Below are 12,032 nucleotides of genomic sequence, written 5' to 3'. Positions count from 1 at the left end.
CACCGACCGGTTCAGGCACGGACTCGGGCTCGATCGTCATCTCACTCACTTGGCGTCTCCATGATCAACAGATCCGCCGTTTATTAGACACTCCCTACTCACGGCACAGGGCGTCCACGATGGCCACTCGACCGAGCCTTCCTCGGTCTCGTATCGGCTCACTGTCGCCTTCGAGACGCTGACGAGCTTCCCCGCTTCTTCGAGCGTCAGGCCTTTCCGTCTCGCGGAGTCGCACCAAGGTGATGGGCGAGGACGTCGTTCAGGCGGTCGTCGGGTACGGCCGGAGGTCGGTCGTGGTGAGGGACCAGGGGCCGATGCTGACCGGGTCGCCGAAGGCGTAGTCGTGCTGGGCGCGGTAGCGGGGGCCTTCGGGGCCGGGGCCGGGGTCGGAGAATGCGACGAGGGCGCTCTTGCGGGGGTCGACCAGGAGGTAGTGCTCGATGCCCATGGCCGAGTAGTCGTGGACCTTCTCGACGTAGTCGTTGGTGTGGTTCGACGGTGAGACCACTTCGACGACGAGGGCGACGTCGTCGGGATGGAAGGGGTCCATTGTGTCCTCGTCGAACGCTGCATTCGAGACGACGATGACGTCGGGGCGTCGCAGCTTGCCGAGCGCGGCATCTTCTACTTCGCCACCCGTGTGGGCAACCAGCTCGGGAGGAAGCTGCTGGTCGAGCTGTTGGCGAATGCGTAGTGCGGTGCGCTCGTGCGGCCGTGAGGGGGACATCATCATGACGATTTCGTCGCCACTGATCTCGAAGCCCCGCACAGTGTCAGGCGTGTGCTTGGCCAGGTCCTCGGCGACGGCACGGATTCGCTCGTAGTCCATGCGTCCATCTTCCTACAGGTGCCTCCGACCCGGAGGCACCTGTCGTCCCTACCTTGCCGCCCGGCGTCAGGGTCAGACCCGCGGGTGGAGGACCTCCTGGATGGTCGCGTGGGCGACGATCTTTGGGCCCTCTGTGATCAACAAGGGGGCGCCTACGGTGAGGTGGGGTTCGGCGAGGGTGGGGGCGAGGAAGCCGATGTTGGCGGTTTCGGTGCCGTCGGGGAGGCTGGCCGTGCGTTGGAGGAGGACGCTCATCAGGTCGGCGTCGGGGCCTACGGTTTCGCCCGGGCAGAAGGCGGCGGTGGCCGCGTAGACGGGGGCGGTGGGCGGGCCGGAGGGGCGGCCGCCGTCGGACTCGGGTACCCAGCGGAGCGCTACGACTGCCAGTGGTGTCTTCAGCTCGATCACGACGAGTGCCTCCTTAGAGATGTCGCGGCCCCTGGGGTGGGTGGGGCGGCGGCGCGTACGGCGTGGGGGGCCAGGGAGGGCGCGGTGCGGGGAAGGACGCGGGGAAGGGGGTTGGCGGTGGGGGTTGGGGGTGCAGGGTCCAGTTGGCGTGGGTCAGGGCCGGTTGGGCCCAGCCCTTGCGCTGCCACAGGTGGTGGAGGAGCTCGGCCTCTCGGGCAGCGAAGTCGGGAACGGGCAGGCCGCGGGAGGCGGCGGCGCGCAGGAAGGCCAGGTGGGTGGCGAAGGCGGTGTAGTCCCGTACCGCACGCGCCGCCGCCTCGCTGTGGCGGCGCGCGGTGTCGCGGGCGAGGCCGCGCGCCTTCATGGACGCCAGCGCGAACGGCTCGGCCACCGTCAGCCAGCCCGCCGAGGCGTACAGCGGCAGGTTGGTGCGGATCGTCCGCAACTCGCGGGCGCGGGCCCAGATCGCGAGCCAGACGACCAGCCCGAAGACGGGGATCATGACGGCCACGTACGTGATCAGGAAGCCCATCGGGGAGAGCTCCGAGGTGCTGTTCCACACCCCGTGCAGCACCATCGCGAGCAGCCAGCCGCACAGCGGGGCGATCCAGCGCAGCGGCCCGGGGCGGGTGGTGGCGGCGATCGCGAACCCGATGCCGGTCATGGCCGTGAACAGCGGGTGCGCGAAGGGCGTCATCAGGACGCGTACGAAGAAGGTGGCGGCCGTCGCCGAGCCGAGCACCGACGAGCCGAGGGCCTTGTCCTCACCGAAGGCCGTACCCAGGTAGAGGATGTTCTCGGTGAACGCGAAGCCGGTCGCGGCCAGTCCGCTGATCACGATGCCGTCGACGAGGCTCGCGAAGTTGCGGCGGCGGAAGAGGAAGAGCAGCAGGATCGCGGCGCCCTTCGCGGTCTCCTCCACGAGTGGCGCGACGAAGGTCGCCCCCCACTGGTCGGACTGCGTCGGCGACGCGGAGAAGGTCTCGGCGAGCAGCTTGGCGCCGTACTCGTTGGCGAACAGCGCGACGAGGGTCGCCGCGCAGGCGCCCCACGAGAAGGCGAACACCACGTTCTGCCAGGGGCTCGGCGCCACATGGTCGAGCCAGAGGAACGCCCAGACCAGCAGCGGCACCGGCAGGATCGCCAGCGCCAGGCCGACCAGGAACTCCTCGGTGCCGATGTGCTGGCGCACCACCGCGAGGATGACGACGCCGCAGACGGCGAGCGCGGTGAAGAGGGCGCCCGTGCGCACCCCCCGGCTCTCCCAGAAAGGGCGGCGCGGGGAGTAGTGCCAGTGATGACCGGTGGGCGGGGCGGGGTCCATGGGGTCCGCCGGACTCTCGGGGTCCGACGGGCTCGCGTGAACCGGACCCACCGGTCCCGCCGTAGCCGCGCCGGGCGTGTCCGACCCGCGGTACCTCACGTCCGCGTACTCAGCGGCCGGCTGTCCGAGGACATGGCCGTGAGGCGAGTCGGGCGCGTGCGAGTACGTGGACACCTTGTCGACAGTACGGGGGGCAGGCGGCCGTAGGCGAGAGTGCGTGCCCAGGCGACACCGGACCGTGTTCTCCGCTGGTTCAGCAGCGGGTCATGTCCGGGTGAACAGCAGGTCACGTACGACGTGGCCCTTGGCCAGACCCTGCCGCTCGAACTTCGTCATCGGGCGGAACTCCGGGCGCGGAGCGAAGCCTTCCGCCGGGTGCTGGTTGGCCAGGCCCGGTGCGGCGCCGAGCACTTCCAGCATCTGCTCGGCGTACGGCTCCCAGTCCGTCGCGCAGTGCACGACCGCGCCGGGGCGCAGCAGCGGGGTGACCAGGGCGAGGAACTCCGGCTGGATCAGCCGCCGCTTGTGGTGCTTCGCCTTCGGCCACGGGTCGGGGAAGTACACGCGCAGTCCCGCGAGGGAGGCGGGCGGCAGCATGTCGCGCAGCAGCACGATCGCGTCGCCGTTGGCCACCCGTACGTTCGTCAGGCCCTCACGGTCGGCGAGCGCCAGCAGGTTGCCCTGGCCGGGCGTGTGCACGTCCACGGCGAGGATCCCCGTGATCGGGTCCGCCGCCGCCATCCGCGCGGTGGCGTCGCCCATACCGAAGCCGATCTCCAGCACCACGGGCAGGTCCGCGGCGCCCGGGGCCCCGAACAGCGCCGCCAGGTCCAGCGGGCTGCCGTCCAGCTCCACGCCCCACGCGTCCCAGTGCCGCTCGATCGCCGCCGCCTGCGCCTGCGTGATACGGCCCCTCCGGGCGTGGAACGACCTGATCCGGTGCTCCCCCCGCGACCCCGCCGGATCCGGCGCGGGCCCCGCCGGAAACTTCGGCCAACGCGGCTGCTGAGTCTGCGCCTGCGGCGCCTGCTGCGGCTCCGGTCGGGCCGCCCCGTCCACCGGGCGCTGCCCGTGCGGGGACTCGCCACCCTCACGCGGACCAGGCGTGACCTGGGCGGCGGCGGCATCTACGGGGGTCTGGGGAGAGCTGGACACAATGCGTCCGATTCTACGGGGCCGGGGGAGTGGCGGCTCACGCCACGGTTCCGCTCCGGCTAGCGGCTAGCGGCTAGCGGCTAGCGGCGGTGCCGCGGGTGACCGCGGTGCGGGGTGCTCCGGCGGCGGGCGGCGGGCGGCGGGCGGCGGTGCCGCGGGTGACCGCGGTGCCGGGTGCTCCGGCGGCGGGCGGCGGTGCCGCGGTTGACCGCGGTGCGGGGTGCTCCGGCGGCGGGCGGCGGTGCCGCGGGCGGCCGCGGTGCGGGGTGCTTCGGCGGCGGGCGGCGGGCGGCGGGCGGCGGGCGGCGGGCGGCGGGCGGCGGTGCCGCGGATGACCGTGGTGCCGGGTGCTCCGGCGGCGGATCGCCGTGCCGCGATTTGCCGAGGCCGACCGCGCGTCGCCGTGCGTCGACGGCCGCGTTGCCCGCGGAACGCTCCGGGATCCGGGCGTCGCCGCCGCTCCCGGGCGCGAAGTATCCGGCCTCCGCCCGCCGCGAGGCGCTAGCATCGGAGGCATGATCACACCCGCGTTCGCCATGATGCCCCGCCAGCGGGGCTGCTGACGCGGACGTGTGACGACATCCAAGGCCCCGGAGACGGGGCCTTTCGCGTGTCCGAGCACCGGAGCCCCGCCTCCTCGAAGGAGGAGTTCCGATGAGCGACGAGCCAGGCGAGCAGCGCTACTACGTCACCACGACCATCCCGTACGTCAACGCGCGCCCGCACCTGGGGTTCGCGCTGGAGCTGGTGCAGGCGGACGTGCTGGCGCGGCACCGGCGGCAGGTGGGGGACCGGGTGCGGTTCCTGAGCGGGACGGACGACAACTCGCTGAAGAACGTGCTGGCGGCGGAGGCCGCGGGGATCGGCGTGCAGGAGTTCGTGGACCGCAACGCCGCCGCCTTCGCGGCGCTGCGCGAACCGCTGGCGCTGTCCTTCGACGACTTCATCCGCACCAGCAGTGATCCCCGGCACCGCGCCGGGGTCGAGCGGCTGTGGCGGGAGTGCGCCGCCGCGGGCGACCTGTACCGCAAGCACTACGAGGGGCTGTACTGCGTCGGCTGCGAGCAGTTCTACGCGCCCGACGAGCTGGCCGACGGGCGCTGTCCCGAGCACGGCACCGAGCCGCGGCAGGTGGCCGAGGAGAACTGGTTCTTCCGGCTGTCCCGATACGGCGACGCCCTGCACGAGCTGATCACCAGCGGGCGGCTGCGGATCGAACCGGCCTCCCGCCGTAACGAGGTGCTCGGCCTCATCGCGGGCGGCCTGCACGACTTCTCCGTCTCGCGCTCCCACAGCCGCGCCCGGGGCTGGGGCATCCCCGTCCCCGACGACACCGGGCAGGTCGTCTACGTCTGGTGGGACGCGCTCGGCAACTACGTGACCAGCCTCGGCTACGGGGCCGGTGGCGCGGAGTACGACCGCTGGTGGGCGGGGGCGGGCGGCGGGCGGCGGGTGCATCTGGTCGGGAAGGGCGTGCTGCGGTTCCACGCCGTGTACTGGCCCGCCATGCTGCTGTCGGCGGGGCTTCCGCTGCCCACGGATGTGCTGGTGCACGACTACCTCACCGTCGACGGGCGCAAGATCAGTAAGTCGGGGGCGGGGGCGGGCGGGCGTACGTCCGTGGATCCGGTGGAGCTGGTCGCCGCGTACGGGGCGGACGCGGTCCGGTGGTGGCTGCTGCGGGATGTGCCGCGGGTGGGGGACGCGGATTTCACCGTGGAGCGGCTTGTCGGGCGGGCGGACGCGGATCTGGCGGGCGGCCTCGGGAATCTGGTGAAGCGGGTGGTGACCATGGTTCACCGGTACCGCGGGGGGATCGTGCCGGGCGGTGGGGTGGCGGACGACGCGTCCACCGAGGCGCTGGGGGCGGTGCGGCGGGACGCGCCCGGGGCGATCGCTGCTGCCCTGGAGGACTTCGATTTCCGGCGGGCCGCCGCCGCGCTCTGGACCGTCGTGGAGGAGGCCAACCGCTGTATCGAGGGCACGAGGCCCTGGGAGCTGGCGGCGGCCGAGCGGGCGGGGGACGCCGCGGCCACTCCCCGCCTGGACGCGGCCCTCGCTGCCCTCATCGGAGCGTGCCGCGACCTCGGCACCTACCTGGCGCCCTTCCTGCCTGGAGCCGCTGCGGCGATCACCGCGCAGTGCGCCGCGCCCTCCGGTGGCCTTCTTCCGAGCCCGGTCCCGCTCTTTCCGCGGTTGGCGCCCTGAGGCGCGCGGCGCGGCGGCGCACCCGGAGGGCCTAGGTCTGGCGGAGGGCTTCCAGGGCGCGGGTGGCGACTTCGCGGCCGATGGGGAGGGAGGCGGTGGCGGCGGGGGAGGGGGCGTTGAGGACGTGGACGAAGGGGGCGGTGCCGCCGAAGAGGAAGTCGTCGACGAGGGTGCCGTCGGGGAGGACCGCCTGGGCGCGGACGCCGGCGGGGGCGGGGAGGAGGTCGGTGGGGCGGAGCGCGGGGAGGAGGCGTTGGGCGTTGGTGGTGAAGGCGCGCTTGGAGACCGAGCGGCGGATCTCGCCGACCTCCTGGCGCCAGTGGCGGCGGGCGATGCGCCAGGTGCCGGGGAAGCGGGCGGTTTCTGCGAGGTCGCGCAGGCGGATGGTGGAGCGCCGGTAGCCCTCGCGGGCGAGGGCGGGCACGGCGTTGGGGCCGAGGTGGACGCCGCCGTGGACGTCGCGGGTGAGGTGGACGCCGAGGAAGGGGAAGTCGGGGTCGGGGACCGGGTAGACCAGGCCGCGCACCAGGCCGCGGCGGGCCGGGGCCAGCTCGTAGAACTCGCCGCGGAAGGGCACGATCTCCATGCCGGGGTCGTGCCCGGCCAGCCGGGCGATCCGGTCGCAGTGCAGGCCCGCGCAGTTGACCAGCACCTTCGCCCGTATCGGCGGGGCGGGGCGCCCGGCGGCGTCGGCGGTGCCCACGGTGATCAGCCCGTCGGCGCGCTGGTCGATGGCGCGGACCTGGGTGCCGTACCGGATACGGCAGCCCGCGTCGGTGGCGAGCTGGCCGAGGGTGGTGGCGACGGCGCCGAAGTCGACGATGCCGGTGGTGCCGACGTGGATGGCGGCCAGGCCCGCGACCTCGGGTTCGTACTCGGCGATCTGGGCCGGGCCCAGTTCCCGTACGGGGATGCCGTGCTCGCGGCCGCGCTGCACCAGGGCGTGCAGCCGGGGCAGCTCGGCCTGCTCGGTGGCGACGATCAGCTTGCCGGTGATCTCGTGCGGGATGCCGTGCTCGGCGCAGAACTTCGCCATCTCGGCGGACCCGGACAGGGCGTACCGCGCCTTGAGGGAGCCGGGGCGGTAGTAGATGCCGCTGTGGATCACCCCGCTGTTGCGGCCGGTCTGGTGGCGGGCCGGGCCCGCCTCCTTCTCGACCACGGTGATCCGGGTGCCGGGGGCGGCGCGGGTGAGGGCGTACGCGGTCGAGAGGCCGACGATGCCCGCGCCGATGACGACGACGTCGTCGACGGGCACGCCGACGTCGGCGGTCTTCGCCCTACCCGCGGTGTTGTCTGCCACGGCACCTCCCTGACGGTGCGGCCCAGCGGTGTCTCCCCATCATGAACTGGCCCCCTGACATCCGCGCCAAACCCGTACTCCCGGTAGTGCTCCCCCCAGTGCTTCCGCGCGCGTGTCTACGCCGGGGCGGCCAGCAGCGGCCGGGCGCGTTCCCGCAGTTCCAGGACGCGCGGCTCGTCGTTGTACGGCTCCAGGCGGTGCAGCAGGTCGCGGACGTACTCGGTGGTGCGGGCGGAGGAGATCCGGCCCGCGACCTCGACGGCCTTCACCCCCGCCGCGCACGCCGCGTCGAGGTTGCCGGACTCCAGCTCCGCGACGGCCGAGACGACCAGCCGCAGGCCGTGCGAGCGGACGAACTCCTCGGTCGGCCGGGCCAGCGCCTGCTCGGTGAAGCGCTGCACCTGGCGCGGCACCCGCAGGTCGCGGTAGCACTCGGCGGCGTCGGCGGCGAGCCGGTCGTAGGAGTAGAAGCCCAGCCAGTTCGGGTCGGCGTCGCCGTCCCGGGACCGCTCCAGCAGCGCCTCCGCGGCGGCCAGGGACGCGCCGCAGGCCGCCGCCTCGCCCGCCTTGGCGTGCGCGCGGGCCTCGACGAGGTGGAAGAAGCTCATCGTGCGGGCGGTGGCCAGGCCCCGGTTGCGCTCCAGCGCGGCCTGCGCGAGGTCGACGCCCTCGTCGGCGAAGTTGCGGTAGGTGGCCTGGAGTGACATCGAGGCCAGGACGTAGCCGCCGAGGGGTACGTCGGCGGCCGCGCGGGCCAGCCGCAGCGCCTGGATGTAGTACCGCTGGGCGGCCTCCTGCTGGCCGGTGTCGAAGGCCATCCACCCGGCCAGCCGGGTCAGTTCGGCGGTGGCGCCGAACAGCGCCCGGCCCACGTCGTCGCTGTACGAGCCCAGGAGCAGCGGCGCCGCCTCGACCCGCAGGCACTCCGGCACCATGCCCGAACGCCAGTCGCCGCCACCGTACTTGGAGTCCCAGCGGCGGGCGTCCTCCGCGGCCTCCCGCAGCTTGGACACATCGCTGTGGCCGACGTGGTTCATGCCCGGCGCGGGGGCGTCGCGGGCCACCGTGGCGTCCGCCGGGGTGATCAACCAGCGCGACGCGGGGGTCACGTAAGCGCTCACTGCGAAAGATCCAGCCAAGCTCTGCCAGATCCCCGCGCCGCCGGGACCGCGCCGCCCGGCCAGATCCAGCCGCCACAGGTCGGTGGCCGATTTCACCGCCTCGCCGACGTCACGCGGGAACGCCAGACCGACCTCAGGCGCCGGGTCGGCGTCCGCGAGACCGATCTCGTGCAGCGGTACGGGGCGGCCGAGCTTGGCTCCTATGGCCGCCGCGATCAGATGGGGCGCGGCACCCTGCGGGACCATGCCCTTGGCGACCCAGCGCGCGACCGACGTCTTGTCATAACGCAGCGTCAGACCACGTTGCGCACCAAGGTCGTTGACCCTGCGGGCCAGTCCGGCGTTGCTGATGCCCGCCAGAGCGAGAAGGGTGCCGAGTTTCTCGTTCGGCCCGCGGTGTTCTCTGTTCACTGCGGTTCACCTCGTGATGCCGCTGGGGGCAGGCCGGCCGGCCTGGTCTTGTCGTGGGGTACGGGGTTCGCCCTCCCCTGGAGTCCGATTCAGCCACCGCGGAGGCCGCCTCACGGCCAGTGCGGCGCATGCGCCGGATACCCGAGCCGCGCGTACGTGTGCGAACCGGGTACACCCAGCGTAGTTCGCCGCATCCCGACCGTTAAGAGTCTCGTGCCGGATGGCGGGAATCCTGCCCCTTACGCGCGACAGGTTTGGCGCGTGCTCCCGGAATATGTGGCCGTGCGCCCGGCCGTGCGCTCTGTGCCGTTCCACAGGGCGGCAGTTGCATGGAAGCCGTGGGTCGGCCCGTGACCCCGGCAGGCGGCTATGGCGGTGGACGGCGGGCCAGGGGGTTCCGCCGCCACAATCCCCGCGGGCGGTGGACCGGCCCGGGAGGTGCGCACGCGCCCTCCCGGGCCGTGGACCCGCCTCCCGCCCCGGCCCACCGCACATCCCGCCCGCACAGGTCCCGCCCGCGACCCGTTCCCGCTCCGTGCCCACTCCGCTCCGATCCGTGATCGTCCGTGATCGTCCGTGAAATCCGAGCCCAGGAAGCGGACTTGGTTTTCCGGCATATCAACTCTGGCATGTGCCGCAGACTTTGGCGCGAATCAGACGTTTCGGCTGATGCGCGTTTCCCGCTCGCCCCCCGAGTGCGACCCGGTGCGCCTTGGTGCACCCATGCGCCGCTTTGCGCGCTGTCACGTGGCAGCATGGTCTTTCGGACTTCAGACGTGGCGGCGGGCGGAGCAGGGCGGGCAGTCGACTCCGCGCGCCGGCTGTCCACAGCCTGTGGAGGCGGCGATGCGGTGGTTGGTGGGGTGGAGGAGTGCCACCGCGGGTCCCGTTCCCGGCGCGAGGGCCCGTTCGGTGCTGCCCGTCGGCGCCCAACTCCTCTGGGGCGACCCCGATCCGCTCTGGGCGGTCGGTGACTGGCGCCCCGACGAGGTCAGAGTCGTCACGGCCGACGCGGGCGGCGCGGGCGGCGCCTACGGAGGCGCGTACGGCAACGGCTCGTCCTACGGGGGCGGTTACGGGAACGGCTCCGCCTATGGCGACGGATACGGGGGCGGCCACGGAGGCGGTGCGTACGGCGGCGGGACCAACGGGCGCGGCGTCAACGGCGGTTCGCCGCACTCCGTCGCCCGGCTGGCCATCCTCGGGCGCTGCGGCGCCACCGACGCCGAACTGCGGCTCGGCCTGGTCGCCGCCCGCGGCGGCGCCCTGCGCCATGTGACCGCCTGGTCCGGCGGCTACACCGCCGTGCTCCAGATCGGCCGCCGCATCACCGTACTCGGCGACCTCGCCGGCGCCCGGCCCGTCTTCCACACCCCCTGGTCGGGCGGTACGGCCTACGCCACCGCCGCGCTCCCGCTCGCCGACCTCATCGAGGCCGGGCTCGACGTCACCCACCTCGCCGCCGTCCTCGCCTGCCCCGACGCCCCCGAGGCGCTCGGCGACGGCACCCCGTACGTGGGCGTACGCCGCGTACCCCCCGGTCACGCGCTCATCCTCCGCGACGGCGCGCCCGAGATCAGCAGCTACGAGGCCACCGCCTCGCTCGCCGTCGGCCATCAGCCCTCCAACGCCGCCGACGCCGAAGCGGCCGTCGAGGGCGTACGCGACGCCCTCGTCGAAGCGGTACGCGCCCGGCTCGCGCAGCCGCGGTTCGTGCCCGACGCCGGGGACGGGCCCGCGCCCGGCATCGGCGCCGACCTCTCCGGCGGCAGCGCCTCCGCGACCCTGGCGCTCCTCGCTGCCGGACTCCCCGGCATGCCCGGCACCCTTCCCGGGCGCGGGTCGCTCGCGGGCGAGCGGCTGCTGGCCGTGACCTTCAACGACCTCGCGGGCGGCGGCGCCCTGCAAACTCCCGGCCGCGAGGCGGAGTTGGAGCGGGCCCGGGTGATGGCCGCCGATCCGCGGCTGCGGCACGTCGTGGTGCCCGGTGGCGCCGAGGCGCTGCCGTACGCCGATCTCGCCGGCGGCGCGCTCGCCGGACCGCTCACCGACGAGCCGGGGCCGTCGCTGGTCGTCGCCGAGCGGCACCGGCTGCGGCTCGCCGCGGGCGGCGCCGACCATCTCATCGGCTACGGCGCCCGGTTCGTCCTCGACGCCCACCCCGCGCGCCTGGCCGACCTCCTCATGGACCGGCGCCGCCGCCACCTCGTACGCCCCGTTGCCGCCCTCACCCGCGCCGACGGCGCGCTCGCGCACCACCCCGCGCTCGTCCCCTTCACCGTGCCCGTCACCGTCTACCGGGCCGCGCGGCGGCTGGCCCGTACCCCTTATCAACAGGGTGTGGAGGACGCCGCCGCCCGGCTCCTCCGGCATGAGTTCTCCGCCCCGGGTGCCGGGCCGCTCGGTGCCTCCCTCGCCGCGATGGCCTGGGTCCGGCCGGGTCCCGCCGCCCGCTGGCTCACGGGTGAGGCGCTCGCCGAAGTATCGGTGCGGCTCCAGGACGCCGCCCGGCGGCCCTGGCCCATGGAACGCCCCGGCGAGCGGCGCGCCCGCGCCGCGCTCGCCCGCCACGCCGCCGACTTCCGCGTCTACGAGCAGGCCGCCGCCGTCCGCAGCCAGCGGCTGCACGCGCCCTTCCTCGACAACCAGGTCGTCCGGGCGTGCCGCGCCCTTCCCGGCGCTCTGCGCGTGCGGCCGGGGGCGCGGGCCGAGGTGCTGCGGGAAGTGCTGGAGGGGGCGGGAGTGCGGGAGTTGCCGCCCGGGTGGGGCGCCAACTCGCATGTCTCCACGGCGGCCGCCGCGCGGGCCGGGCTGCGGTCGTCGCTGGGCGGGCTGCTCGATCTGTTCGACGCGCCGCTGCTCGCCGATGCGGGGTTGGTGGACGCGCGGGTGGTGCGGGGTGCCCTCGCGGCGGCGGCGGAGGGGGAGGCGGTGTCGCTGGACGGGCTCGGCGACCTCGTCGCCACCGAGGTGTGGTTGCGGCGGTTGCTGGCGCGGCGGGGGTCGTGCTGGACCGGCGCGGACGCGCCGGAGCAGCGGGCGGTGGCGGGGGGAGTGCAGCGGCTTTCGCTGTGAGGCGGGGTCGTGGGTCGGGGAGCGGGGGCTCCGGGGGAGGGGTGGGGAATCGGATATTTACGGCGCTTCTGGCACTTCGTCGGGGCATCCTCTTCCGCGCCACAAATATCCGGCAGCATTCCCCACCCCTCCCCCTGCGCCCCCGCCCCCCTCGGGTCACGGGCGATCAGTCGCCGATGGTGGGTGTGCCCCACCAGA

The 12,032-nt window shown here is 73.9% G+C and carries 7 protein-coding genes and 2 pseudogenes; 2 read left to right on the top strand and 7 right to left on the bottom strand.

Annotated features, from left to right (window positions below):
* Window positions 1-97: 97 nt before the first annotated feature.
* The 5 genes and pseudogenes from AB0M29_RS20590 to trmB all read right to left on the bottom strand — a co-directional run.
* Window positions 98-219: pseudogene (locus tag AB0M29_RS20590) on the bottom strand (helix-turn-helix transcriptional regulator); the annotation flags it as partial.
* A 40-nt stretch (window positions 220-259) separates the two neighbouring features.
* Window positions 260-829, bottom strand: a complete 570-nt coding sequence (locus AB0M29_RS20585; RefSeq protein WP_365384456.1) for a Uma2 family endonuclease — start codon at window positions 827-829, stop codon at window positions 260-262.
* 72 nt (window positions 830-901) lie between these two features.
* Window positions 902-1,237, bottom strand: a complete 336-nt coding sequence (locus AB0M29_RS20580; protein ID WP_365384454.1) for a hypothetical protein — start codon at window positions 1,235-1,237, stop codon at window positions 902-904.
* Between the two features lie 13 nt (window positions 1,238-1,250).
* Window positions 1,251-2,531, bottom strand: a pseudogene (locus AB0M29_RS20575) (PrsW family intramembrane metalloprotease); the annotation flags it as partial.
* A gap of 294 nt (window positions 2,532-2,825) precedes the next feature.
* Window positions 2,826-3,716, bottom strand: a complete 891-nt coding sequence (trmB, locus tag AB0M29_RS20570; RefSeq protein WP_365384453.1) for a tRNA (guanosine(46)-N7)-methyltransferase TrmB — start codon at window positions 3,714-3,716, stop codon at window positions 2,826-2,828.
* 654 nt (window positions 3,717-4,370) lie between these two features.
* Here trmB and metG point away from each other — a divergent pair.
* Window positions 4,371-5,924: a methionine--tRNA ligase gene (metG, locus tag AB0M29_RS20565; RefSeq protein WP_365384451.1), complete on the top strand. Its 1,554-nt coding sequence runs from the start codon at window positions 4,371-4,373 to the stop codon at window positions 5,922-5,924.
* A gap of 31 nt (window positions 5,925-5,955) precedes the next feature.
* Here metG and lhgO read toward each other — a convergent pair whose 3' ends face one another.
* Both lhgO and AB0M29_RS20555 read right to left on the bottom strand, forming a co-directional pair.
* Window positions 5,956-7,227, bottom strand: coding sequence for an L-2-hydroxyglutarate oxidase (gene lhgO, locus AB0M29_RS20560; RefSeq protein WP_365384449.1), 1,272 nt, complete (start codon window positions 7,225-7,227; stop codon window positions 5,956-5,958).
* Between the two features lie 116 nt (window positions 7,228-7,343).
* Window positions 7,344-8,759 (bottom strand): MFS transporter, encoded by a 1,416-nt coding sequence (locus tag AB0M29_RS20555; protein ID WP_365384447.1) that lies wholly within the window; start codon window positions 8,757-8,759, stop codon window positions 7,344-7,346.
* A gap of 846 nt (window positions 8,760-9,605) precedes the next feature.
* Here AB0M29_RS20555 and AB0M29_RS20550 point away from each other — a divergent pair.
* A complete protein-coding gene (locus tag AB0M29_RS20550; protein ID WP_365384445.1) occupies window positions 9,606-11,834 on the top strand; it encodes an asparagine synthase-related protein in 2,229 nt (742 codons plus the stop codon).
* Window positions 11,835-12,032: the final 198 nt, after the last annotated feature.

The sequence above is a fragment of the Streptomyces sp. NPDC051976 genome (assembly GCF_040680795.1).
Taxonomy (GTDB): Bacteria; Actinomycetota; Actinomycetes; order Streptomycetales; family Streptomycetaceae; genus Actinacidiphila.
Note: the sequence above shows the minus strand (reverse complement) of the source record. Positions and strands in the feature narration are given on the sequence as shown.

Bases quoted from the DNA above. Each gene is read 5' to 3' on its own strand.
- AB0M29_RS20585 (WP_365384456.1), bottom strand. From the start codon at position 829: ATGGACTACGAGCGAATCCGTGCCGTCGCCGAGGACCTGGCCAAGCAC.
- metG (WP_365384451.1), top strand. From the start codon at position 4,371: ATGAGCGACGAGCCAGGCGAGCAGCGCTACTACGTCACCACGACCATC.
- AB0M29_RS20550 (WP_365384445.1), top strand. From the start codon at position 9,606: ATGCGGTGGTTGGTGGGGTGGAGGAGTGCCACCGCGGGTCCCGTTCCC.